The sequence below is a fragment of the Streptomyces sp. CNH189 genome (assembly GCF_000527195.1).
In genome coordinates, this window is sequence record NZ_AZUS01000020.1 from 56,383 (window position 1) to 80,092 (window position 23,710).

Genomic DNA, 23,710 nt, shown 5'->3' on the forward strand with positions numbered 1-23,710 from the left:
CAGGGGTCGCGGACGGACGAGTCGAAGCCTGGAGTCGCGCGGGATACGGGACGTCACGGGTGCAGTCTTCCTGGTGACGGACCGAAAGCCCAAACGGAATGCCGGCGGGGGCCGCGGGGCCGGTCACCCTCCGGGCCCGGACGGGGCCGGAGGGGCCCGATCAAGCCACTGGTACGACGCTAAACGGAATCCTCCGCACCGCCCCCGTGCGGCCCTCACATCAAGGGGGTGAGGAACCTCCGCAGCGACTCCTCGTACGTGTCCGGGTCGGCGTTCCACATGGCGGCGTGCGAGGCGCCCCTGACGGTCTGCAGGGTGACGGTGTTCGGATGGGCGGCGGCGAGCCGGCGGGAGAACCGCCAGGGCGCCACCGTGTCGTCGGGGCCGTGGAAGATGTGCGTCGGGACCGCGATGCCGTCCAGGTGGAGGGCGCCGGGCCGGTGGTCCCCGTACAGGCCGGTGCGGCCCTGGGCGGCGCGGACCGCGAGCGGCAGCAGCGCGCCGGGGGTGCGGTGGGCGTGGGCGAGGGCGCGCAGGGTGGATTCCCAGTCGAGCACCGGGGAGTCCAGGATCAGGCCGGCGACCCGGTCGCGGACCTCGGAGCGGGCGGCGGCGCGCAGCGCCATGGTCGCGCCCGTGGACCAGCCGTAGAGGACCACCCGGCGGGCGCCGGAGTCCACCGCATGCCGCATCACGGCGTCGAGATCGCGCCACTCGGTCTCGCCGAGGTGGTTGAGCCCGTCGGGGGAACGGGGCGCGTCCGGGTCGCCCCGGTAGGCGGGGGCGAGCACCGGGAACTGGTTGCGGCGCAGGGCCTGGAGGACGTTCAGGGTGTGTTCCCGGGTGGCGCCGAGGCCGTGCACGGCGATCACCCAGGTGTCCCGGGCGCCGTTCACGAACCACGCGGGCAGGAGCCCGAGTTCGCCCGGCACGTCGACAACGGTGTGGTCGACGCCGAGCGCGGTCCCCGGGTCGCCGACGTACACGTTCGGCGTGAACCTGGCCCGGTCGCCGGGTTCCGGTGTGCCGTAGGTGACGCGTTCCAGACGCCGTACGACGGTGTCGGCGGGGTTGGAGGCGACGGACAGCACGGGTCCCACCACCGCGTGGAAGCCGCGGCCGACCAGGCCGTGGCGGCCGGGCCGCAGCGCGGCCAGGTCACGGGTGAGGGTGACCTGGCCCGCGGCGGTGGCGTGGACGGTGAGTCCGGGCTCGGTGGGCAGGGGCTTGCCCGAGGGGATCCTCAGGGCAGCGTCGCTGGCGAACCGGCCGGCGGCCACAGCGGCGGCGCCGGCCCCTATCACGGCGGTGACGGCAGCGGCCGTCGCTCTGACAGTGCGCACGCCTCCCAGTGTCGGGGCCGAACGCGGACGCGGCCAGTGGGCGGTGCCCCGGACAACGGCACCGGCCCGGCCGCTCGCGGCCTCGGCCCGCCGCCCCGCCGCCGTAGCTCCGTGACCGCCCGGTCACCCCCGCTGCCCGTACCCCCGCAGGCGCTCCCCCGCCTCCGCCAGCTGTCCGGCGCTCAGCAGGCTGGGGGACAGTCCCGGCACCGAGGAGGCGGTCAGCCACACCCGGCACATCCATTCCAGCTGGGCGGCGCGGTCGTAGGCCTGGTCGAGGGTCGCGCCGTAGGTGAGGGTGCCGTGGTTGCGCAGCAGGCAGCCGGTGCGGCCCTCCAGGGCGCGCAGGGTGTGCGCGGCCAGCTCGGGGGTGCCGTAGGCGGCGTAGCGGGCCACCCGGACGGGGCCGCCGAGGGCGGCGGTCATGTAGTGGATCGGCGGCAGCTCGTCGACGAGGGTGGAGACGGCGGTCGCGTGCACGGCGTGGGTGTGCACCACGGCGCGCGCGTCGGTCTCGCGGTACACGGCCAGGTGCAGGGGCAGCTCGCTGGTCGGGACCAGGGTGCCGAGCACCTGCCGGCCGGTGAGGTCCACGCCGGTCACGTCGGCCGGCCGGAGCCGGTCGTACGGCACCCCCGAGGGTGTCACCAGGACGGTGTCGCCGACCCGCACCGAGACGTTGCCGGAGGTCCCCACGACGAGCCCGTCGGCGACGGTCCGGCGGGCGGTCCCCACCACCTCCGCCCAGGCCCGCGCCGTCTCCTCGCCCGCCCGTCCGGCGCGCGGACCCCCCGTGTCCCGGGCGCCACTCACGGCGCCTTCCGTTTCCCGCTCGCGCGGGCCCTGTTCAGCCATGCGGCGATCCTGCCAGGAGCCCTTGCGGCCTGGGCTGTCCGGCGGAGCACCGACCCCCTCTTACGGTCACCACGATGCCCATTCCAGTTCATCTTCCGTTCACCCTGGTTACCTACGTTCGACCAGCCAATGACCTCGAACGATTGCCTGGGTAAATGGAAAGCTTCTCGCTGATCCTCGCGATTGTGGTGGTAACCGCACTCGCGTTCGATTTCACGAACGGTTTCCACGACACCGCGAACGCGATGGCAACGACCATTTCGACCGGTGCGCTCAAGCCCAAGGTCGCGGTGGCCATGTCCGCCGTGCTGAACCTTGTCGGCGCATTTCTCTCGGTGGAGGTCGCGAACACGATCTCCAAGGGCCTCGTCGACGAGGCCGGCATCCGTCCCGAGGTCATCTTCGCCGCGTTGGTCGGCGCGATCCTCTGGAACCTCCTCACCTGGCTGGTCGGCCTGCCGTCCAGCTCGTCGCACGCCCTCATGGGCGGTCTGATCGGCGCCACGGTCGCCTCCGCCGGCTTCGGCGCGGTCCACGGCGACGTGCTGGTCACCAAGGTCCTCATCCCCGCGATCGCCGCCCCGGTGGTGGCCGGCGTCGCCGCGCTGCTGGCCACCCGGCTCACCTACCGGATGGGCCGGAACATCGACGGCAAGGCCTCCGAGAAGGGCTACCGCGCCGGGCAGATCGCCTCCGCCGGCCTGGTCTCCCTGGCCCATGGCACCAACGACGCCCAGAAGACGATGGGCATCATCACGCTCGCCCTGGTCGCCGGCGGCGCCGTCGCCCCCGACTCCGACCCGCCCGTGTGGGTCATCCTCTCCGCGGGCATCGCCATCGCGCTCGGCACCTACCTGGGCGGCTGGCGCATCATCCGCACCATGGGCAAGGGCCTGACCGACCTCCGGCCGCAGCAGGGCTTCGCCGCCCAGACCAGCGCCGCGACAGTCATCCTGGCCTCCTCGCACCTGGGCTTCTCGCTGTCGACGACGCACTCCGTCTCCGGTGCCGTGATGGGCGCGGGCCTGGGCCGCAAGGGCGGTGTGGTCCGCTGGTCCACGGCCACCCGGATGTTCGTCGCCTGGGGCCTGACGCTGCCGGCGGCCGCCGTCGTCGCGGCGCTCGCCGAGTGGGTGTGCGGCTTCGGCGACTGGGGCACCGCCGTCGTGGCCGTCTTCCTCATCGCCTCCAGCGCGGCCATCTGGAAGATCTCCCGGCGCGAGGTCGTCGACCACACCAACGTCAACGACCACGACGCCCCCGCCGAGGAGCCCCCCGGTGTGGTGACGCAGGCCATCGCGGCGGTGACCCCGCCGCCGGCGAACCCGGCGGCCGAGGAGCTCTCGGCCACCATCCCCGCCCCCGCGGCCACCGACCCGCAGGCCCCGTCGGCCGCCACCACCGTCTGACCGCGCCCGGCACGAAGGAAGAAGCACCATGACAATCGACTGGGCGGCCCTCGGCTCCGTCTTCGGCGTCAGCCTCGTGATCACCGTGGCCCTGGTGGCCCTGTTCACCCTCGGCATCTCCGGCCTGTCCCGCCGCGAGCGGGCCACCGCCGAGGGCCGGTCCTCGGCCCTCGCGGTCACCGGCGCCTACGCCTGTTTCGCCGCGTGCGCGGCGGCGGTGGGCTACGGCATCTACCTGATCATGGCCTGATCACAGGCGGCGCGCGGCGGCGGGCGGGACGGGAGCACCGGCTTCCGTCCCGCCCGCTTCCGCGTGCCCGGCTCCGCCGCCGTTCACCCACGTGAGCCCCTCTGTGGGCCTCAGCACACTTGAGCCCCGCAGGTCAAAGGCAAGTTGACGGCCCTTCCGGGGGCGTGGTGGACTGCCTCCGCCAACACGGCGGCAGGAGAGGAAGCCGGTGCGAATCCGGCGCGGTCCCGCCACTGTCACCGGGGTGCCCACCCCGGGAGCCAGGAACTCTCGCCGCCGGTCTCGTCGAACCAGGGCGCGGACACCCTGAGTGAGGACATATCGCCATGCGCGGCTGCCTGTCGAGGTCGATCAGCGACTCCCCGCCCCCCTCCGGGGCCGTTCCCTCCGGATCCGTCACCGGCTGAACCCATGGGTGCCGATCGCGTGTTCGCGTACGGCGCCGCTGCCGGCCTCCTGGGCGACCTGCTCCTCGGCGATCCCCGCCGCGGGCATCCGGTCGCCGCTTTCGGGCGGGCCGCGGCTGCCGTGGAGCGGGTGCTGTGGTGGGACGACCGGGGCCGCGGGGCCGTGCACACCGCCGTGTGCGTCGGCGGCGCCGTCGCGCTCTCGAGCCTGGCCGCCCGCACCGTACGCCGTAGTCCCGCCGCCTCCGTCGCCCTGACCGGCGTCGCCACCTGGGCCGTCGTCGGCGGCACCTCGCTGGCCCGGGAGGCGCGTGCCGTCGGGCGGGCGCTGGAGTCCGGTGACGTCGAGGCGGCCCGGGAGCGGCTGCCGCACCTGTGCGGCCGGGACCCGCAGGCCCTGGACGCCGACGGGATCGCCCGCGCCGTGGTGGAGTCCGTCGCCGAGAACACCTCCGACGCCGTCGTGGGCGCCCTCGTATGGGGCGCGGTCGCCGGGGTGCCGGGTCTGGTGGGCTTCCGGGCCGTCAACACCCTGGACGCGATGGTGGGTCACAAGTCGCCCCGCTACCGCCGTTACGGCTGGGCGTCGGCCCGCCTGGACGACGTCGCCGGGTGGCCGGGGGCACGCCTGACGGCCGTACTCGCCGCCTTGTCCGGGCCGGACCCGCGCGGGGCGGTACAAGCCTGGCGCGCGGACGCCGCGAAGCATCCGAGCCCCAACGCCGGCCCCGTGGAGGCGTCCTTCGCGGGCGCGCTCGGCGTACGGCTCGGCGGCACCCTCTCCTACGGCGGCCGGGTCGAGCACCGGCCCGTCCTCAACGGCGGCGGGCGTCCCGTCGCCGTCACCGACATCGACCGGGCGGTGCGCCTGTCACGGCGGGTCGGCTGGCTGGCGCTCGCGGCCGGGGTGGCCGCGCGGCGCGTCCTGAAGGGACGTGCGAAGTGAGCGGGGGCGGACTGCTGGTCGCCGGAACCACCTCGGACGCCGGCAAGAGCGTGGTCACCGCCGGGATCTGCCGGTGGCTGGTGCGCCAAGGGGTGAAGGTCGCGCCGTTCAAGGCGCAGAACATGTCGCTCAACTCGTTCGTCACGCGTGAGGGCGCCGAGATCGGGCGGGCCCAGGCCATGCAGGCCCAGGCGTGCCGGGTGGAACCGACGGCGCTGATGAACCCGGTGCTGCTGAAGCCGGGGGGCGAGCGGTCCAGCCAGGTCGTGCTGATGGGCCGCCCGGTCGGCGAGATGAGCGCCCGCGGCTACCACGGCGGCCGTCAGGAGCGCCTCCTCGGCACGGTCCTCGATTGCCTGGAGCGGCTGCGGAGCGAGTACGACGCGGTGATCTGCGAGGGCGCCGGGAGCCCGGCCGAGATCAATCTGCGGCGCACCGACATCGTGAACATGGGCATCGCCCGCAACGCCGGGCTGCCGGTCCTCGTCGTCGGGGACATCGACCGGGGTGGCGTGTTCGCGTCCTTCTTCGGCACGGTCGCCCTGCTCTCCCCGGAGGACCAGGAGCTGGTCGCCGGGTTCCTGGTCAACAAGTTCCGCGGGGACGTCTCCCTGCTGGAGCCGGGCCTGGAGATGCTGCACGGCCTGACCGGGCGGCGCACCTACGGCGTGCTGCCGTTCCGGCACGGGCTCGGCATCGACGAGGAGGACGGCCTCCGCGTGTCGCTCCGGGGCGCCGTGCGGGAGTCCGCGGTGGCCGCGCCGGCCGGCGAGGAGGTGCTGCGGGTCGCCGTGTGCGCGGTGCCGCTGATGTCGAACTTCACGGACGTGGACGCGCTGGCCGCCGAACCGGGCGTCGTGGTGCGGTTCGTGGACCGGCCGGACGAACTCGCCGACGCCGACCTCGTGGTCGTGCCCGGCACCCGCGGGACCGTGAAGGCGCTGCGCTGGCTGCGGGAGCGCGGGCTGGCGGACGCGCTGGTGCGGCGGGCAGCCGAGGGCCGGCCGCTGCTGGGCGTCTGCGGCGGCTTCCAGCTGCTCGGCGAGCACATCGAGGACGACGTGGAGAGCCGCGCGGGCCAGGTGGACGGGCTCGGCGTCCTGCCGGTGCGGGTGCGGTTCGCCCGCGAGAAGACCCTGGCGCGCCCGGTCGGCGAGGCCCTCGGGGAACGCGTCGAGGGCTACGAGATCCATCACGGGGTCGCCGAAGTACTGGGAGGCGAAGCCTTCCTGGACGGCTGCCGGGTCGGCGGCACCTGGGGCACGCACTGGCACGGGGCGCTCGAGTCGGACGATTTCCGACGGGCCTTCCTGCGCGCGGTGGCCGCCCGCGCGGGCCGCCGTTTCGTGCCGGCCCCCGACACCTCCTTCGCCGCGCTGCGCGAGGAGCAGCTCGACCGGCTCGGCGACCTGATCGAACAGCACGCGGACACCGACGCGCTGTGGCGGCTCATCGAGTCCGGCGCGCCACGAGGACTGCCCTTCATCCCCCCGGGAGCGCCCGCATGAGCACTGTGTTGTTGTTGTCGACCGCCGACACGGACCTGCTGGCGGCCCGCGCCTCCGGCGCCACCTACCGGATCGGCAACCCCACCCGCGTGGACGTCGCGGACGAACTGCCCGCACTGCTCGACGGCGCCGACCTGGCCGTGGTGCGGCTGCTGGGCGGCAAGCGCGCCTGGGAGGACGGGCTGGCCGCGCTCGAGGCGTCCGGCATCCCCACGGTGCTGCTCGGCGGGGAGACCGTGCCGGACGCGGAGCTGATGGCCGAGTCGAGCGTCCCGGCGGGCGTGGTGGCCGAGGCGCTGCGGTACCTCGTCGAAGGCGGCCCGGAGAACCTCGCGGAGCTGGCCCGGTTCCTCTCGGACACGGTGCTCCTGACCGGCGAGGGGTTCGAACAGCCGCGCAGCATGCCGGAGTTCGGCGTGCACGGCTCGCGAGCGGTGGAGCCGGGACGTCCGACCGTGGGCGTGCTCTTCTACCGCGCGCACGAACTCAGCGGCAACACCGCCTTCGTGGACACCCTGTGCGACGCGATCGAGGCACGCGGCGCCAACGCGCTGCCCGTGTACTGCGGTTCGCTGCGCGGCGCCGACCCGGCGCTGTACGAGCTGCTGGGCCGGGCGGACGCGCTGGTCGCCACGGTGCTCGCGGCCGGCGGCACCCACGCCTCGCAGGCGTCGGCGGGCGGTGAGGAGGAAGCCTGGGACGTCGGCGCGCTCGCCGAGCTGGACGTGCCGGTGCTGCAGGGGCTGTGCCTCACGACCTCGCGCGGGGCCTGGGAGGAGTCCGACGCGGCCCTCTCCCCCATGGACGCGGCCATGCAGGTCGCCATCCCCGAGTTCGACGGGCGGCTGATCACCGTCCCGTTCTCCTTCAAGGAGCAGGGCCCGGACGACGTGCCGGTGTACGTCGCCGACCCCGAGCGGGCCGGGAGGGTCGCCGGGATCGCCGTACGGCACGCGGCCCTGCGCCACAAGCCGAACGCGGAGAAGAAGCTGGCGTTGGTCTTCACCGCGTACCCGACGAAACACTCGCGTGTCGGCAACGCGGTGGGCCTGGACACGCCCGCGTCGGCCGTGCGGGTGCTGGACGCGCTGCGGGACGCCGGGTACGCCGTCGACGGGCACCCGTCCGAGGGCGACGAGCTGATCCACCGGCTGATCGCGGCCGGCGGGCACGACGTGGAGTGGCTGACGGAGGAGCAGTTGGCCGCCGCGCCCGCGCGTGTGCCACTGGCTGACTACCGGGCCTGGTTCGCGTCGCTGGTCCCGGAGGTGAGGGAGGCGATGACCGAGGCGTGGGGTGAGCCGCCGGGATCGCTGTACGTCGACGGGGACGACATCGTGCTGGCGTCCCTCCAGTTCGGGAACGTCGTGGTGATGATCCAGCCGCCGCGTGGCTTCGGGGAGAACCCGATCGCCATCTACCACGACCCGGACATGCCGCCGTCCCACCACTACCTGGCCGCCTACCGCTGGCTGGAGGCCGCACCGTCGGAGGGGGGCTTCGGCACCGACGCGATCGTCCACATGGGCAAGCACGGCACGATGGAGTGGCTGCCCGGCAAGGGCCTCGGGCTGGGCGCCGGGTGTGCGCCGGACGCGGTGCTGGGCGACCTGCCGCTGGTCTACCCGTTCATCGTGAACGACCCCGGCGAGGGCACCCAGGCCAAGCGGCGCGGGCACGCCACGGTCGTCGACCACCTGGTGCCGCCGATGGCCCGCGCCGACACCTACGGCGACCTCGCCAAGCTGGAGCAGCTGCTCGACGAGTACGCGCTGGTCTCCGACCTGGACCCGGCGAAGGCCCCGGCCGTGCGGGCGCAGATCTGGACGCTGGTGAAGGCCGCCGAGCTGCACCACGACCTGCATGTCGACGACCAGCCGGACGACGACGCGTTCGACGAGTTCGTCATGCACATCGACGGCTACCTGTGCGAGATCAAGGACGTGCAGATCCGCGACGGCCTGCACATCCTCGGCGGCGGACCGGTCGGTGAGCCGCGGGTGAACCTGGTGCTGGCGGTGCTGCGCGCCTCGCAGGTGTGGGGCGGGCGGGCCAACGCCCTGCCTGGTCTGCGGGCCTGCCTCGCCGCACACTTCGGGATGGTGGAGAAGGACCTGCTGGCCGAGCCGGGCGCGCCGGTGAAGGCGCCCGCGGAGCTGACGGACCTGGTGGACGGCCCGTCGCGTACGGCCGCCGACGCGATCGACCTCCTCGAGCAGCTGTGCCGACGGCTCGCGGAGGGCATGGAGGAGCGGGACTGGGCGGCCGGCACCGTGCCGGGGCTGGTGCGGAACGTGCTGGGCACGGAACTCGCGGACGCGGTGGCCGTGTTGCGGTTCGCGTGCGAGGAGGTCGTGCCCCGGCTGGCCCGGACGACGGACGAGATCGGGCACATCCTGCACGCGCTGGACGGCGGGTACGTCCCGGCGGGTCCCTCCGGCTCGCCCACGCGCGGGCTGGTCAACGTGCTGCCGACCGGCCGGAACTTCTACTCGGTCGACCCCAAGGCCATCCCGTCGCGGCTGAGTTGGGAGGTCGGGCAGTCGCTGGCGGACTCTCTGGTCCGGCGGTACCTGGAGGACACGGGCGCGTACCCGCGGTCCGTCGGCCTGACGGTGTGGGGCACGTCCGCGATGCGCACGCAGGGTGACGACATCGCCGAGATCCTGGCGCTGCTGGGCTGCCGTCCGGTGTGGGACGACGCGTCCCGCCGCGTGACCGGCTTCGAGATCGTGCCCCTGGAGGAGCTGGGCCGGCCCCGCGTCGACGTCACGGTCCGCATCTCCGGATTCTTCCGGGACGCGTTCCCCCACGTCGTGGGGCTGATCGACGACGCCGTGCGGGCGGTGGCCGAGCTGGACGAGTCGGCCGGGTCCAACTACGTACGGGCGCACGTGGAGGAGGACGCCGCCGCGCACGGTGACCGGCGGCGGGCCACCGCGCGCGTCTTCGGCTCCAAGCCGGGGGCGTACGGGGCGGGGCTGCTGCCGCTGATCGACGCCCGGAACTGGCGCTCCGACGCCGACCTCGCGGAGGTGTACGCGGTGTGGGGCGGCTACGCCTACGGGCGCGGGCTCGACGGGCGGGCGGCGCGCGGCGACATGGAGACGGCGTTCAGGCGGATCGCGGTGGCGGCGAAGAACGTCGACACCCGTGAGCACGATCTCGTCGACGCGGACGACTACTTCCAGTACCACGGCGGCATGGTCGCCATGGTCCGGCACCTGACGGGCGAGAGCCCCGAGGCGTATGTGGGTGACTCGGCGACCCCGGACCAGGTGAGGACGCGCACGCTGGGCGAGGAGACGCACCGGGTGTTCCGGGCGCGGGTGGTCAACCCGCGCTGGATGGCGGCGATGCGCAGACACGGCTACAAGGGCGCCTTCGAGATGGCGGCGACCGTGGACTACCTGTTCGGCTACGACGCCACGGCCGGCGTCGTGGACGACTGGATGTACGAGAAGCTCAGCGCGGAGTACGTGTTCTCGCCGGAGAACCGGGAGTTCATGAAGCAGTCCAACCCGTGGGCGCTGCGGGGCATCACGGAGCGTTTGCTGGAGGCGGCGGAGCGCGGGCTGTGGACGGAGCCCGACGCCGGCACGCTGGAGCGGCTGCGCGCCACCTACCTGGAACTCGAGGGCGACCTCGAAGGCGACTCGGAGGGCGACGACCAGTGACCACCCCCTTTCCTTTCACGGCCGTCGTGGGCCAGGACGACCTGCGGCTCGCGCTGCTGCTGAACGCGGTGTCCCCGTCCGTCGGCGGTGTGCTGGTGCGCGGCGAGAAGGGCACCGCCAAGTCGACCGCCGTGCGGGCGCTCACCGCGCTGCTGCCGGAGGTCGCGGTGGTGCCGGGCTGCCGGTTCTCCTGCGACCCGGTCGCACCCGACCCGGGGTGCCCGGACGGGCCGCACGAGGGCACGGTCGGCGCTTCGCGTCCCGCGCGGATGGTCGAGCTGCCCGTCGGCGCCTCCGAGGACCGGCTGGTGGGTGCGCTCGACATCGAGCGGGCGCTGGCGGAGGGCGTGAAGGCGTTCGAACCCGGTCTGCTGGCCGCCGCGCACCGGGGCATTTTGTACGTGGACGAGGTGAATCTCCTCCATGACCACCTGGTCGACCTGCTGCTGGACGCGGCGGCGATGGGCGCCTCGTACGTGGAGCGGGAGGGCGTGTCCGTGCGGCACGCGGCGCGGTTCCTGCTGGTCGGGACGATGAATCCCGAGGAGGGCGAGCTGCGGCCGCAGCTGCTGGACCGGTTCGGCCTGACCGTCGAGGTCGCGGCCTCCCGGGAGCCGGACCAGCGGGTCGAGGTCGTGCGGCGGCGGCTGGCGTACGACGACGATCCGGCCGGCTTCGCGGCGCGCTGGGCCGACGAGGAGGCCGCCGTACGGCAGCGGATCCTCGCCGCGCGGGAACTGCTGCCGTCGGTGCGGCTGGGCGACGGGGCGCTGCGGCAGATCGCGGCGACCTGTGCGGCGTTCGAGGTCGACGGCATGCGGGCCGACATCGTGATGGCGCGCACGGCGACCGCGCTGGCGGCGTGGGCCGGGCGGACGGAGGTGCTGGCGGAGGACGTGCGGCAGGCGGCGCTGCTGGCCCTCCCCCATCGGCGGCGGCGCAACCCGTTCGACGCGCCGGGGCTGGACGAGGAGAAGCTGGACGAGACGTTGGAGGAGTTCGGGGGCGACGACGGTCCCGGCCCGGACGGGGACGGCGATGGTCCCGGTGGGGGCGGTGGGCAGCCGGAGCCGGACGAGGGGCCCGCGGGCGACGACACCGGCGCCCGGCCCGGGGGCGGTGAGGGTGAGCCCGCGCCCGGTGGGGGCGGGGAGCGGTCCCCCGCGCGGGCCGCGGAGCCCTTCCGCACCAAGGTGCTGAGCGTTCCCGGGATCGGTGAGGGGGCCGCCGGGCGGCGGTCGCGGGCCCGTACCGAGCACGGGCGGACGACGGGTGCGCGCCGGCCCGAGGGCACGCTGACCACGCTGCACCTGGCCGCCACGGTGCGGGCCGCCGCCCCGCACCAGCGGGCCCGGGGACGGTCGGGGCGCGGGCTGGTGGTGCGCCGTGACGATCTGCGGCAGGCAACCCGGGAGGGGCGCGAGGGTAACCTCGTGCTGTTCGTCGTGGACGCCTCCGGATCGATGGCCGCACGGCAGCGGATGAGCGCCGTGAAGGGCGCCGTGCTGTCGCTGCTGCTGGACGCCTACCAGCGGCGGGACAAGGTGGGGCTGGTGACCTTCCGGGGGTCGGCGGCCGACGTCGCCCTGCCGCCCACCTCGTCGGTGGACGCGGCGGCGGCCCGCCTGGAGTCGCTGCCGACCGGCGGGCGCACCCCGCTGGCCGCGGGGCTGCTCAAGGCGCACGACGTGCTGCGGGTGGAGCGGCTGCGGGATCCGGCGCGCAGGCCGCTGGTCGTGGTGGTGACCGACGGGCGGGCGACCGGTGGGCCGGAACCCGTCGCGCTGGCGTCGCGGGCGGCTCGGCTGTTCGCGGCGGAGGGCGTCGCCTCGGTGGTCGTGGACTGCGAGTCGGGGCCGGTACGGCTCGGGCTGGCCGGGCGGCTCGCCGGTGAGCTGGGCGGAACCGCCGTGACGCTCGACGAGCTGCGGGCCGACTCGATCGCCGGGCTGGTCAAGGACGTGCAGAGGAGGGCCGCCTGATGCCGAAGGGGCAGCCGAGTGTCGTGCCGGACGACGGTCTGACGACGCGGCAGCGGCGGAACCGTCCGCTGGTCGTCGTCCACACCGGGGTGGGGAAGGGCAAGTCGACGGCCGCGTTCGGGCTGGCGCTGCGCGCCTGGAACCAGGGGTGGCCGATCGGGGTGTTCCAGTTCGTCAAGTCGGCGAAGTGGAAGGTCGGCGAGGAGCGGGCGCTGCGGGTGCTCGGTGACTCCGGTGAGGGCGGGTCCGTCGCCTGGCACAAGATGGGCGAGGGCTGGTCCTGGGTGCAGCGCGAGCTGCAGGGGGACAACGTCAGCAACGAGGAGAAGGCCCGCGAGGGCTGGGAGCAGGTCAAGCGGGACCTGGCCGCCGAGACGTACCGGCTGTACGTGCTCGACGAGTTCGCCTACCCGATGCACTGGGGGTGGGTGGAGACGGCCGAGGTGGTGTCCGTGCTGCGGGAGCGGCCGGGGACGCAGCATGTCGTGATCACGGGGCGCAACGCGCCGGCTGAGCTCGTCGACCTCGCCGATCTGGTGACCGACATGTCCAAGGTGAAGCATCCGATGGACGTCGGGCAGAAGGGGCAGAGGGGGATCGAGTGGTGACGGGGGCCGCCGTCGGGTCCGACCGCTCCGTCCCGCGGCTGGTCGTCGCCGCGCCCTCGTCGGGGAGCGGGAAGACCACCGTCGCCACGGGGTTGATGGCCGCGTTGTCGGCACGCGGGATGGCCGTGTCGCCTCACAAGGTGGGGCCGGACTACATCGATCCCGGGTATCACGCGCTCGCCACCGGGCGGGTGGGGCGGAACCTCGATGCGTACTTGTGCGGGGTCGAGCTGGTGGCTCCGTTGTTCGCGCACGGGGCGCGAGGGTGTGACATCGCCGTCGTCGAGGGCGTGATGGGGCTGTTCGACGGGGCGTCGGGGGAGGGTGAGCTGGCGTCCACCGCGCAGGTGGCGAAGGTGTTGCGGGCGCCGGTGGTGCTGGTCGTCGACGCGTCGGCGCAGGCGCGGTCGGTGGCGGCGCTGGTGCATGGGTTCGTGAGCTTCGATCCGGAGGTCCGGGTCGGGGGTGTGATCCTCAACAAGGTGGCTTCGGATCGGCATGAGGCTGTGCTGCGGGAGGCGTTGGAGGCGACCGGGGTTCCTGTGATGGGGGTGTTGCGGCGGGGGGCGGGGGTTGAGACTCCGTCTCGGCATCTTGGGCTTGTGCCTGCGGCTGAGCGGGGGGACTTGGCTGTCGAGGCTGTTGCTGCGATGGGGGCGCTTGTCGCCGGCGGGTGTGATCTCGAAGGGCTTGTCGCCTTGGCTCGCGGTGCGGGGCCCTTGGCGTGTGCGGCCTGGGATGCGGGTGCTGCCCTGGTTTCTTCGCCCCCGCCGCCCCTTCCCTCCCCGTCCCTGGGGGCTGCGCCCCCAGGCCCCCCTGTCGGCCCTGGCGGGCCTCGTCCTCAAGCGCCGGACGGGCTGGGAGGGGCGGACCTTGGCGCTCGTCCTCAAACGCCGAACGGGCTGAAAGAACCCGTCATCGCCCTCGCCGGTGGGGCCGCGTTCTCCTTTTCCTATGCCGAGCATGCCGAGTTGTTGACCGCCGCCGGGGCGGAGGTCGTCACCTTTGATCCGCTGCGGGACGAGGCGTTGCCCGGGGGGACCTCCGGGGTGGTCATCGGGGGTGGGTTTCCCGAGGTGTATGCCTCCGAGTTGTCCGCCAACGAGGCGCTGCGCACGCAGATTGGCGAGCTTGCCGCGAGCGGGGGTCCCGTCGCCGCTGAGTGTGCCGGGTTGCTTTACCTGTGCCGGGAGTTGGACGGGTTGCCGATGTGCGGGGTGCTGGACGCCTCCGCGCGGATGTCGGAGCGGCTGACGCTCGGGTACCGGGATGCCGTGGCCGTCAGCGACAGTGTGCTGGCCGCGGCCGGGACGCGGATGCGGGGGCACGAGTTCCATCGGACGGTCGTCGAGCCGGGGGCCGGGGCCTCCCCCGCGTGGGGGCTGAGGGTGCCCGAGCGGCGGGTCGAGGGGTTCGTCGAGAAGAACGTGCACGCCAGTTATCTGCACACCCACTGGGCGTCCGAGCCCGGTGTCGCCCGTCGGTTCGTGGAGAGGTGCCGGACGTCATGAGCAGCAGACTGATCGGGGTGGGCGTCGGGCCCGGGGACCCGGAGCTGGTGACCGTGAAGGGCGTCAACGCGCTGCGGGCCGCCGATGTCGTCGTCGTCCCGGTGATGGACACGGGTGAGCGGGGGCGGGCCGAGGCGACCGTGCTGCACTACGTGCCCGCCGAGAAGGTCGTCCGGGTGGTGTTCGCGCTGAACGAGCGGAGCGACCGGAAGCGGCGGGAGGCGGCCTGGGACGCGGCCGGTGAGCGGGTCGCCGGGCTGCTGCGGGAGCGCGGCACCGTGGCGTTCGCGACGATCGGGGACCCCCACGTCTACTCGACGTTCACCTATCTCGCGCAGACCGCCGGCGCACTCGTGCCGGGGCTGGTCGTCGAGACCGTGCCGGGGATCACCGCCATGCAGGATCTCGCCGCCCGGTCCGGGGCCGTGCTGACCGAGGGGACCGAGCCGTTGACGCTGGTGCCGGTCACCGCCGGCAGCGCCGTGCTCAAGGAGGCTCTTGCCGGGCCCGGCACCGTCGTCGCCTACAAGTTCGGGCGGCAGGCCGGTGAGGTCGCCGAGGCGCTGCGGGAGACCGGGCGGCTCGACGACGCGGTATGGGGGTCGGCGCTCGGGCTGCCGGAGGAGTCGGTGCGCCCGGCGGCGGAGCTGGACGGGCGGCCGTTGCCGTATCTGTCGACGCTCATCGCACCGCCGCGGCGCGCGGGCGGACGGGGCGGGAAGCTGTGAGCGGGGCGGACGGGCGGTCAGTGGGCGGCTCCCACGACCAGCCAGATGAACAGCACCCCGGCGACCGTGCACACCAGGGTGGAGCGGGCCGGGTGGTCGTGGTGGGCCTCGGGCAGGATCTCGGCCGCCGCGAGGTACAGCAGCGCGCCGCCGAACAGGCCCAGGTAACCGCCGAGCAGTGGCTCGGGGATCGTGAAGAAGAGGGTGGAGGCTGCGCCGGCGACCGGTGCCACCGCGTCCGCGACCAGCATGGCGAGGGCGCGGCGCCGGGCGTTGCCGTAGGCGTGGGCGAGTGTGTACGTGTTGAAGCCGTCGGCGAAGTCGTGGGCGATCACCGCGACCGCGACGGCGGCGCCCATGCCGCCGCCGATCTGGAAGGCCGCGCCGATCGCCACGCCGTCCATCGCGCTGTGCCCGACCATCGCCGCCGCGGCCGTGAGGCCCACCTCGGGGGTGCGGCCGTGGTTCTCGCCCGCGCCGTGCGCGGCCTGCCGGTGGGCGAGCAGGCGTTCCACCAGGTGGGCCAGCAGGAAGCCGCCGACGAAGAGCAGCAGGGCGGCCGGCACGCCGTACACCTCGGTGCCGGCGGTCTCCAGGGACTCCGGGAGGAGTTCCAGGCCGACGACGCCCAGCATCAGCCCGCCGGCCAGGCCCAGCACCAGGTGGCGGCGGTCGGTCACACGGTGTGCCGACCAGCCGCCGGCCAGCGTCATCAGGAACGCGCCCAGCGCGACGAGGACCGCCATGTGCTCTTCGTATCCGATCAGCGGCCGCTCGCGCACGCGTGACAGCCGCTCCCCGCACCTCCACTTCCGACCGCACGCAGGGAAGGACCCGTTTTCCATGACCGACGCCCCCACCGGCAAGGTGACCTTCGTCGGGGCCGGTCCCGGCGCCGCCGATCTGCTGACGTTCCGCGGCGCGCGGGCCATCGCCGAGGCGGACGTGGTGATCTGGGCCGCCAGCCTGGTGCAGGCCGAGGTCCTGGAGCACGCACGGGAGGGCGCCGAGATCCTCGACTCGGCGGCGATGTCCCTGGAGGACGTGGTGGCCGTCTACGCACGGGCACTCGACGAAGGGCTCAAGGTGGCGCGGATCCACTCGGGTGACCCGGCGCTGTGGGGCGGCACCCAGGAGCAGGTCGACCGGTGTGCGGAGCTGGGCATCCCGACGGAGATCGTGCCGGGGGTGTCGTCCTTCTCGGCGGTGGCGGCGCTCGCGGGGCGGGAGCTGACGATCCCGGAGGTGGCACAGTCGGTGATCCTCACCCGGCTCGGCGGCGGCAAGACGCCGATGCCGCCGGGTGAGGAGGTCCGCGAGTTCGCGCGGCACGGCACCACCATGGCGGTGTTCCTGTCGGCGGCGAGGAGCGGGCAGCTGGTGCGGGAGCTGCTGGAGGGCGGCTATCCGACGTCGACGCCGGTCGTGGTGGCGTACCAGGCGACCTGGCCGGAGGAGCTGGTCGTGCGGTGCACGGTCGGCACGCTGGAGGAGACGGTCAAGGAGCACAAGTTGTGGAAGCACACCCTGTTCCTGGTCGGTCCGGCCCTCGACGCGCACGGCACCCGCTCGCACCTGTACCACCCGGGGCACTTCCACGGCTTCCGCAAGGCCGACCCGCGGGCCCGCAGGGAGCTGCGGGAGCGGGGGGCGAGCACATGATCACCGTGGTCGGGACGGGTACGGGCGCGGACGCGTCGGTCGACGTCCGTGTGGCCGAGGGGGCCGCGCTCGTCGTCGGCGGTCGGCGGCACCTGGACGCCGTGAAGGTGCCGGAGGGGGCCGGGCGGGTCGTGCTGGGGCCGCTGGCGCCCGCGCTCGACACCGTCGCCGCCTACGTGGCCGAGGAGCGGCCGGTGGTCGTGCTGGCCTCCGGGGACCCCGGGTTCTTCGGGATCGTGCGGGCGCTGGCCGAGCGGTTCGGTCCTGAGCGGCTCGACGTGCGGCCCGGGGTGTCCTCCGTCGCCGCCGCCTTCGCGCGGGCCGGACTCCCCTGGGACGACGCCGTGGTGGTCAGCGCGCACGGCCGGGACCCGCGTACGGCGGTGAACGTGTGCAGGGCCCATCCGAAGGTCGCCGTGCTGACCGGGCCGGGCGCCGGGCCGGCCGAGCTGGGGGCGGCGTTGCGCGGTGAGCGGCGGACGCTGGTCGTCGCCTCGGCACTGGGGTCGGCCGGGGAGGCGGTGGAGCGGGTGACGCCCGAGGAGGCGGCCGGCCGGGACTGGGGCCGGGCGGTGAGCGTGGTGCTGTGCCTCGACGAGGCGCGGGTGCTCGGGCCGGTGCGTACGGTCGCCGGCCTAGCGGCTCGCCCCGCCGGGTGGGCGCTGGCGGAGGCGGAGTTCACCCACCGCGACTCGATGATCACCAAGTTCGAGGTGCGGGCGCTGGCACTGGCCCGCCTCGGTCCGCGCCCCGGCGACCTGGTGTGGGACGTCGGCGCGGGGTCCGGGTCGGTGGCGGTGGAGTGCGCGCGGCTCGGCGCGGCCACCGTCGCCGTGGAACGTGACGCCGACGGTGTGCGGCGGGTGCGCGCCAACGCCGAGGCGCACGGCGTCGACGTGACGGTGGTGCACGGGGAGGCGCCCGGGGTGCTGGACGGGCTGGACGACCCGGACGCCGTGTTCGTCGGCGGCGGGGGCCGGGAGCTGCCGGCGGTCGTCAGCGCGTGCGCCCGGCGGGCACGGCGGACGGTCGTCGTGGCGGTGGCGGCGCTCGACCGGGTGCCGGCCGCCCGTGCGGCACTGACGAGCGCGGGTCTGACCTGCGACGGCGTGCTGCTGCAGTCGTCGCGGCTCGCGCCGCTGCCCGGGGACGTGACCCGGCTCGCGGCGACCAACCCGGTGTTCCTGCTGTGGGGCGTCCGGCCCCCGGCGCACAGTGAAGGAGTGGGCGAGTGATCGGCCTCATTGCCGCCACGGCGGCGGGAGCGGCGGCGCGGGACCGGCTGGCCGCCGCCTGGCCGGACCGCACGCGCGTCTACGGCGGTCCGGTGGCGGACGCGGTACGGGCCGGGTTCGCGGAGTGCGACCGACTGGTGTGTTTCCTCGCCACCGGGGCCGTGGTGCGGCTGGTGGCGCCGCTGCTGGCCGGCAAGGTGAGCGATCCGGGCGTGGTGTGCGTGGACGAGGCGGGCCGGTACGCGGTGTCGCTGCTCGGCGGGCACGGCGGCGGCGCGAACGACCTGGCCCGCGAGGTCGGCGAGGTGCTGGGCGCGGAGCCGGTGGTGACGACCGCGACCGACGCGGTGGGACTGCCCGGTCTCGACACACTGGGTCTGCCCGTCGAGGGCGACGTCGCCGCCGTGTCGCGGGCACTGCTGGACGGGGAGCCGGTGGCGCTGCGCGCCGAGGTGGCCTGGCCGCTGCCGCCGCTCCCGGTCGCCGCCGCGGGCGCGTACACGGTCCGGGTGACGGACCGGCTGGCCGAACCGGCCGACGGGGAGGCGGTGTTGCGTCCGCCGACCCTCGTCGTCGGGGTGGGCGCGTCGAAGGGCGCCCCCGTGGAGGAGGTGCTCGGACTCGTCGAGGACGCGTTGCGGGAGGCGGGGCTGTCGCGGGCGTCCGTGGCCGAACTGGCCACCGTGGACGCCAAGTCCGGGGAGCGGGGGCTCGTGGAGGCTGCCCGGCGGCTCGGGGTGCCGCTGGTGACGTACCCCGCTGGGGAGTTGGCGCGGGTGGCGGTGCCGAACCCGTCCGACGCGCCGCTCGCCGCCGTCGGCACCCCGTCCGTCGCGGAGGCCGCCGCGCTCGTCGGCGGGGGTGAACTCCTGGTGCCCAAACGGAAGTCGGCAGGATCCCCGGCCATGGCGACCTGTGCCGTCGTACGGCGTCCGGGGCGGGGGCGGCTCGCGGTGGTCGGGCTCGGGCCCGGCGCGCGGGACCTGCTCACCCCGCGGGCGCGGGACGAACTGCGGCGCGCGTCGGTGCTGGTGGGCCTGGACCAGTACGTCGACCAGATCCGCGACCTGCTGCGTCCCGGCACGCGGGTGCTGGAGTCCGGGCTCGGCGCGGAGGAGGAGCGGGCCCGTACGGCGGTCGCGGAGGCCCGGCGCGGGCATGCGGTCGCACTGATCGGCAGCGGTGACGCGGGCGTGTACGCGATGGCGTCCCCGGCGCTCGCGGAGGCGTCCGACGACATCGACGTGGTCGGCGTGCCGGGCGTGACGGCGGCGCTCGCGGCGGGCGCGCTGCTCGGCGCTCCGCTGGGCCACGACCACGTGTCCATCAGCCTGTCCGACCTGCACACACCGTGGGAGGTGATCGAGCGGCGGGTGCGGGCGGCGGCCGAGGCGGACCTGGTGGTGACGTTCTACAACCCGCGCAGCCGGGGCCGGGACTGGCAGCTCCCGAAGGCGCTCGCCGTGCTCGCCGGGCACCGGGCGCCCACCACCCCGGTCGGAGTCGTACGGAACGCCTCCCGTGCGGACGAGTCCGTGCGGCTGACCACGCTGGCCGCGCTGGACCCGGCGACGGTCGACATGATGACGGTCGTGACCGTGGGCAACACGGCGACCCGGCAGATCGCGGGGCGCATGGTCACCCCGCGCGGCTACCGCTGGCAGGAGGAGGCCCGGTGAACCGCGTCGTCCACCCCATCGAGCAGGAGTCGTTCCGGCGGCTGCGCGCCCGCCTCGACACCTCGCACCTCCCGCCGCTGACCCGGGCGGTCGTGGAGCGGGTCGTGCACTCCTCCGCCGACCTGGAGTACGCCGCCGACCTCGTCATGGACGAGAGTGAGCTGGTGCGCGCGCACGCGGCGCTGCACGCGGGCGCGCCCGTCGTCGCGGACGTGGAGATGGTCGCGGCCGGGATCACCCGCCGCGAGACCGTGTGCCGGCTGCGGGACGCGCGGTCCGGGCCGGGGCTCACCCGGTCCGCGCACGCCGTCCGTCTCGCCTACGAGGAGGTCGGCCCTGGCGCCCTGTGGGTGATCGGCTGCGCCCCGACCGCGCTGGAGGAACTGCTGACGCTGGACGCCTCCCCGGCGCTCGTCGTCGGCCTGCCCGTCGGGTTCGTCGGCGCCGCCGAGTCCAAGGCGGCGCTGCGGGAGAGCGGACTGCCCGCCGTGAGCAACGTGTCCGAGAAGGGCGGGTCGGCGGTCGCCGCCGCCGCGCTCAACGCCCTGCTGTACCACCCCCTTTCGACCGAGGAGACCCTGTGACCAGCCCGCCCGCCCTGCTCATCGCCGGCCACGGCACCCGGGACGACGCCGGAGCGGAGGCGTTCCGCGCCTTCGTGCGGGAGCTGGGCCGCCGTCGGCCCGAGCTGCCCGTCGCGGGCGGCTTCATCGAACTCTCCCCGCCGCCGCTCGGCGAGGCCGTCGCCGGCCTGGTGGAGCGGGGGGTACGGCGGTTCGCGGCCGTGCCGCTGATGCTGGTGTCCGCGGGGCACGCCAAGGGCGACATCCCCGCCGCGCTGGCCCGCGAGAAGGAACGCCACCCGGGGATCTCGTACACGTACGGCCGTCCGCTGGGCCCGCACCCGGCGTTGTTGCGGGTGCTGGAGCGGCGGCTCGCGGAGGCGGTGGACGCCTCCTGGGACCCGGCCGAGGTGACCGTGCTGCTGGTGGGACGCGGGTCGACGGACCCGGACGCCAACGCGGAGGTGTTCAAGGCGGCCCGGCTGCTGTGGGAGGGGCGCGGGTACGCGGGCGTGGAGACGGCGTTCGTGTCGCTGGCGAAGCCGGACGTGCCGAGCGGGCTGGAGCGGTGCGCCCGGCTGGGGGCGCGGCGGGTCGTCGTACTGCCGTACTTCCTGTTCACCGGGATCCTGCCGGACCGGGTGCGGAGCCAGACCGAGGAGTGGGCGGCGGCGCACCCGGGCACCGAGGTGCGGTCGGCGGACGTCATCGGGCCGGAGCCGGAGCTGCTGGACCTGGTGCTGGAGCGGTACGAGGAGGCCGTGAAGGGCGATCTGCGGATGAACTGCGACTCCTGCGTGTACCGGATCGCGCTGCCCGGCTTCGAGGACAAGGTGGGGATGCCGCAGCAGCCGCATTTCCATCCCGGGGACGACGGGCACCATCATCATGGTCATGGTCACGCGCACTCCCCCTCCCATGCCCACTGATCCGGCGGCCGGCCACGACCTGCGCCACCACGGCGACGCCGAGGTCCGCGACGACGGCCGCGCGCTGGTCGACCTCGCGGTCAACGTCCGCGCGGACACGCCCCCGGCGTGGCTGCGGGAGCATGTCGCCGCGTCGCTGACCGGCCTCGCCGTCTACCCGGACGGGCGGGCGGCGCGGGCCGCGGTGGCGGCGCGGCACGGGCTGCCGGTGGAGCGGGTGCTGCTGACGGCGGGCGCGGCGGAGGCGTTCGTGCTGCTGGCGCGGGCGCTGAAGGTGTCCCGGCCGGTGGTGGTGCACCCGCAGTTCACGGAGCCGGAGGCGGCGCTGCGGGACGCGGGGCACATGGTGGACCGGGTGCTGCTGCGGGAGGCCGACGGATTCCGCCTCGACCCGGCGGCGGTCCCGGAGGACGCGGACCTGGTGGTGGTCGGCAACCCGACCAACCCGACGTCCCGGCTGCACCCGGCGGAGTCGCTCGTCCGGCTCGCGCGGCCGGGACGCACCCTCGTGGTGGACGAGGCGTTCATGGACGCGGTGCCGGGTGAGCGGGAGGCTCTGGCCGGGCGGACGGACGTCCCGGGCCTGGTCGTGCTCCGCAGCCTGACCAAGACGTGGGGCCTGGCCGGCCTGCGCATCGGGTACGTGCTCGCGGCGCCGGAGACCGTCGCGGAGCTGGAGCGGGCGCAGCCGCTGTGGCCGGTGTCGACGCCGGCGCTGGCGGCGGCGGAGGCGTGCGTGTCGCCTGCGGCGCTCGCCGAGGCGGAGGAGGCGGCGCGAGCGATCGCGGCGAACCGCGCGTACTTGATCGCGGGCTTGCGGGACTTCGCGTCCCACGGCCTGCGGGTGGTGGAACCGGCCGAGGGCCCCTTCGTCCTGGTGCGCGTCCCGGACGCGGCGGGCGTGCGGGAGCGGTTGCGCACCCTCGGCTACGCGATCCGCCGAGGGGACACGTTCCCGGGCCTGGGTGAGGAGTGGCTCCGCCTGGCGGTACGGGACCGAGAGACGACGGAGGGGTTCCTGCGGGCGCTGGGCCAGGCGCTGGGCGTCTGACCACCGAACGGTTGCCCGCCGCTGCGCCGGGTGCGGGCAGTCCGTGGCTGGTCGCGCAGTTCCCCGCGCCCCTGAAGGGCACCTCCGCCACAGCCGCCGCATTCGCCCCGCCGCCGCACGAGCAGACACCCCGCCGCTGCGGGCAGTCCGTGGCTGGTCGCGCAGTTCCCCGCGCCCCTGAAGGGCACCTCCGCCACAGCCGCCGCACGGGCAGCGCCTGCCGCTGCGGGCAGTCGTGCCGCTGGGGCGGCACGGGTGGGCGTGGCGGCAACCCCCGCGGCGCGGCACGGCTCCGTCGCGGCGAGGCGCCCAGCCGCTGGGGGGTACGGGGGCACCCCCCCCGTACCCCCCCAACCGCTCGGGTCAGTTGCGGCGGCCCCGCCGCGACAGCAGCACCGCTCCCCCGCCCGCCGCCAGCAGGGCGACCGCGCCGCCCGCCACGTACGGGGTGGCCGAGTCGCCGCCGGTCTCGGCGAGGTTGGTCTCCGCGGAAGCGGCCTGCTCGGCGCGGGCCCCCTGCGCCTCGACGGCGGCCTCCTCCTGCGCCGGGGCGTCGTCGGCCTGCTCAGGGGCCTCGGGCGCCGCCGCCTCCGGCTCCTCGCCCGCCGCCGGTGCCTCGCACCGGGACTCGGCCAGCGTCAGGCTGCCGTCGACCTCGGCCACGTTCAGCTCGGCCGGGTTGACCGACACCTCCAGCTTCAGGGCGGTGGCGACGGCGGTGGACGAGGTCGTCTCCGTCTCCGACAGGTCCAGCCGCACCGAGCCCACGCCCGGCACCTCGACGTGGGTCGGGCCGCCGGCGCTCAGCGAGACGCGCTTGCCGAGGACGGTGACCGCGGCGGGCAGGGTGACGGAGGCGTGCGGGGTCTTCCCCGCCTCGCAGACCGCCTTGGAGCTCACCGCCTCGATCTCCACGACCGACAGCAGCGGCAGCCCGGGGACGTGCAGGCGGGCGTCGGCGAGGGTGGTGGACGCCTCCGCCCTGTCCCCCTCGACGGTCGCGACCGCGTCGGCCACCTCGGCGCGCAGCACGCTGAACGGCTTGCCGTGGTTCACGCCGTCGAGGGTGGCGGTGAGGGCCGTCTTCTGCGCGCTCCGCGGCGCCTGGACCTCGTTGAGGGACACGGTGAGCGGGACCTGCACCGTCTTGTTGAGCAGGGACACGTCGAGCCCGGTGCGCAGCACCGCGGCGCTCGCGCTGCCGTGGCCCTCGGTGGCGTACGCCGCGCCCGCGCCGGTGAGGACGACGGGCCCCGCGACGAGCGCGCAGGCCGCGGCGGCTGCGGTCCAACGGCTGGCAGGCGTACGGAAGTTGTTGGTGTACAAGGTGGTGGGACCCCCATGAGACTTTGCTGGGACCCGGACAG

General features: G+C 74.8%; 19 protein-coding genes and 1 riboswitch. Of the genes, 15 read left to right on the plus strand and 4 right to left on the minus strand.

Annotation, left to right across the window (positions count from 1 at the left end; translation table 11 throughout):
* Positions 1-215 precede the first annotated feature (215 nt).
* Together B100_RS0125150 and B100_RS0125155 are read right to left on the minus strand one after the other, a co-directional pair.
* Positions 216-1,343, minus strand: a complete 1,128-nt coding sequence (locus tag B100_RS0125150) for an alpha/beta fold hydrolase (protein ID WP_024887179.1) — start codon at positions 1,341-1,343, stop codon at positions 216-218.
* Between the two features lie 123 nt (positions 1,344-1,466).
* Entirely contained in the window at positions 1,467-2,198 is a 732-nt protein-coding gene (locus tag B100_RS0125155; RefSeq protein ID WP_024887180.1) for a class II aldolase/adducin family protein, read from the minus strand.
* Positions 2,199-2,353: 155 nt separating this feature from the next.
* On the opposite strand from B100_RS0125155, the gene B100_RS0125160 reads away from it, so the two are divergent.
* The 9 genes from B100_RS0125160 to cobI all read left to right on the plus strand — a co-directional run bounded on the left by B100_RS0125160 (position 2,354) and on the right by cobI (position 15,224).
* Complete coding sequence (locus tag B100_RS0125160) at positions 2,354-3,607, plus strand: inorganic phosphate transporter (RefSeq protein WP_024887181.1); 1,254 nt, start codon at positions 2,354-2,356, stop codon at positions 3,605-3,607.
* A gap of 28 nt (positions 3,608-3,635) precedes the next feature.
* Positions 3,636-3,857, plus strand: a complete 222-nt coding sequence (locus B100_RS0125165; protein WP_024887182.1) for a hypothetical protein — start codon at positions 3,636-3,638, stop codon at positions 3,855-3,857.
* 173 nt (positions 3,858-4,030) lie between these two features.
* Positions 4,031-4,149, plus strand: a riboswitch (cobalamin riboswitch).
* Positions 4,150-4,268: 119 nt separating this feature from the next.
* Positions 4,269-5,210, plus strand: a complete 942-nt coding sequence (locus B100_RS0125170) for a cobalamin biosynthesis protein (RefSeq protein WP_024887183.1) — start codon at positions 4,269-4,271, stop codon at positions 5,208-5,210.
* Entirely contained in the window at positions 5,207-6,718 is a 1,512-nt protein-coding gene (locus B100_RS0125175) for a cobyric acid synthase (protein ID WP_024887184.1), read from the plus strand. The genes B100_RS0125170 and B100_RS0125175 overlap by 4 nt, the downstream gene beginning before the upstream one ends.
* Positions 6,715-10,395 (plus strand): cobaltochelatase subunit CobN, encoded by a 3,681-nt coding sequence (gene cobN, locus B100_RS0125180; protein WP_037723468.1) that lies wholly within the window; start codon positions 6,715-6,717, stop codon positions 10,393-10,395. Before B100_RS0125175 ends, cobN begins: the two co-directional genes overlap by 4 nt.
* Positions 10,392-12,377: a putative cobaltochelatase gene (locus tag B100_RS0125185; protein ID WP_024887186.1), complete on the plus strand. Its 1,986-nt coding sequence runs from the start codon at positions 10,392-10,394 to the stop codon at positions 12,375-12,377. The genes cobN and B100_RS0125185 overlap by 4 nt, the downstream gene beginning before the upstream one ends.
* A complete protein-coding gene (gene cobO, locus B100_RS0125190; RefSeq protein WP_024887187.1) occupies positions 12,377-12,985 on the plus strand; it encodes a cob(I)yrinic acid a,c-diamide adenosyltransferase in 609 nt (202 codons plus the stop codon). The genes B100_RS0125185 and cobO overlap by 1 nt, the downstream gene beginning before the upstream one ends.
* Positions 12,979-14,496: a cobyrinic acid a,c-diamide synthase CobB gene (locus B100_RS0125195; RefSeq protein ID WP_486585702.1), complete on the plus strand. Its 1,518-nt coding sequence runs from the start codon at positions 12,979-12,981 to the stop codon at positions 14,494-14,496. The genes cobO and B100_RS0125195 overlap by 7 nt, the downstream gene beginning before the upstream one ends.
* Complete coding sequence (gene cobI / locus B100_RS0125200; protein WP_106967091.1) at positions 14,493-15,224, plus strand: precorrin-2 C(20)-methyltransferase; 732 nt, start codon at positions 14,493-14,495, stop codon at positions 15,222-15,224. Before B100_RS0125195 ends, cobI begins: the two co-directional genes overlap by 4 nt.
* A 17-nt stretch (positions 15,225-15,241) precedes the next feature.
* Here the strand turns inward: cobI and B100_RS0125205 are convergent, their stop codons facing one another.
* Complete coding sequence (locus tag B100_RS0125205) at positions 15,242-15,970, minus strand: ZIP family metal transporter (RefSeq protein ID WP_024887190.1); 729 nt, start codon at positions 15,968-15,970, stop codon at positions 15,242-15,244.
* Between the two features lie 97 nt (positions 15,971-16,067).
* Between B100_RS0125205 and cobM the strand changes: the two genes are divergently transcribed.
* The 6 genes from cobM to cobC are packed head-to-tail and all read left to right on the plus strand — an operon-like array spanning position 16,068 to position 22,343.
* Positions 16,068-16,886: a precorrin-4 C(11)-methyltransferase gene (cobM, locus tag B100_RS0125210; RefSeq protein WP_024887191.1), complete on the plus strand. Its 819-nt coding sequence runs from the start codon at positions 16,068-16,070 to the stop codon at positions 16,884-16,886.
* Entirely contained in the window at positions 16,883-18,121 is a 1,239-nt protein-coding gene (locus B100_RS0125215) for a bifunctional cobalt-precorrin-7 (C(5))-methyltransferase/cobalt-precorrin-6B (C(15))-methyltransferase (RefSeq protein WP_024887192.1), read from the plus strand. Before cobM ends, B100_RS0125215 begins: the two co-directional genes overlap by 4 nt.
* Positions 18,118-19,800: a precorrin-3B C(17)-methyltransferase gene (gene cobJ, locus B100_RS0125220; protein ID WP_024887193.1), complete on the plus strand. Its 1,683-nt coding sequence runs from the start codon at positions 18,118-18,120 to the stop codon at positions 19,798-19,800. The genes B100_RS0125215 and cobJ overlap by 4 nt, the downstream gene beginning before the upstream one ends.
* Positions 19,797-20,384 carry a precorrin-8X methylmutase gene (locus B100_RS0125225; protein ID WP_024887194.1) on the plus strand — a complete coding sequence of 196 codons (588 nt, stop codon included), beginning with the start codon at positions 19,797-19,799 and terminating at the stop codon, positions 20,382-20,384. Before cobJ ends, B100_RS0125225 begins: the two co-directional genes overlap by 4 nt.
* A complete protein-coding gene (locus B100_RS0125230) occupies positions 20,381-21,292 on the plus strand; it encodes a sirohydrochlorin chelatase (RefSeq protein WP_024887195.1) in 912 nt (303 codons plus the stop codon). Before B100_RS0125225 ends, B100_RS0125230 begins: the two co-directional genes overlap by 4 nt.
* Positions 21,282-22,343 carry an Rv2231c family histidinol phosphate aminotransferase CobC gene (gene cobC, locus B100_RS0125235; RefSeq protein ID WP_024887196.1) on the plus strand — a complete coding sequence of 354 codons (1,062 nt, stop codon included), beginning with the start codon at positions 21,282-21,284 and terminating at the stop codon, positions 22,341-22,343. The genes B100_RS0125230 and cobC overlap by 11 nt, the downstream gene beginning before the upstream one ends.
* Positions 22,344-22,706: 363 nt before the next feature.
* Here the strand turns inward: cobC and B100_RS0125240 are convergent, their stop codons facing one another.
* Complete coding sequence (locus tag B100_RS0125240; protein WP_024887197.1) at positions 22,707-23,669, minus strand: SCO1860 family LAETG-anchored protein; 963 nt, start codon at positions 23,667-23,669, stop codon at positions 22,707-22,709.
* Between the last annotated feature and the right edge of the window lie 41 nt (positions 23,670-23,710).

Bases quoted from the DNA above. Each gene is read 5' to 3' on its own strand.
- B100_RS0125155 (WP_024887180.1), bottom strand. From the start codon at position 2,198: ATGGCTGAACAGGGCCCGCGCGAGCGGGAAACGGAAGGCGCCGTGAGT.
- B100_RS0125160 (WP_024887181.1), top strand. From the start codon at position 2,354: ATGGAAAGCTTCTCGCTGATCCTCGCGATTGTGGTGGTAACCGCACTC.
- B100_RS0125165 (WP_024887182.1), top strand. From the start codon at position 3,636: ATGACAATCGACTGGGCGGCCCTCGGCTCCGTCTTCGGCGTCAGCCTC.
- B100_RS0125170 (WP_024887183.1), top strand. From the start codon at position 4,269: ATGGGTGCCGATCGCGTGTTCGCGTACGGCGCCGCTGCCGGCCTCCTG.
- cobN (WP_037723468.1), top strand. From the start codon at position 6,715: ATGAGCACTGTGTTGTTGTTGTCGACCGCCGACACGGACCTGCTGGCG.
- cobO (WP_024887187.1), top strand. From the start codon at position 12,377: ATGCCGAAGGGGCAGCCGAGTGTCGTGCCGGACGACGGTCTGACGACG.
- cobI (WP_106967091.1), top strand. From the start codon at position 14,493: ATGAGCAGCAGACTGATCGGGGTGGGCGTCGGGCCCGGGGACCCGGAG.
- B100_RS0125205 (WP_024887190.1), bottom strand. From the start codon at position 15,970: ATGGCGGTCCTCGTCGCGCTGGGCGCGTTCCTGATGACGCTGGCCGGC.
- cobM (WP_024887191.1), top strand. From the start codon at position 16,068: ATGACCGACGCCCCCACCGGCAAGGTGACCTTCGTCGGGGCCGGTCCC.
- B100_RS0125215 (WP_024887192.1), top strand. From the start codon at position 16,883: ATGATCACCGTGGTCGGGACGGGTACGGGCGCGGACGCGTCGGTCGAC.
- cobC (WP_024887196.1), top strand. From the start codon at position 21,282: ATGCCCACTGATCCGGCGGCCGGCCACGACCTGCGCCACCACGGCGAC.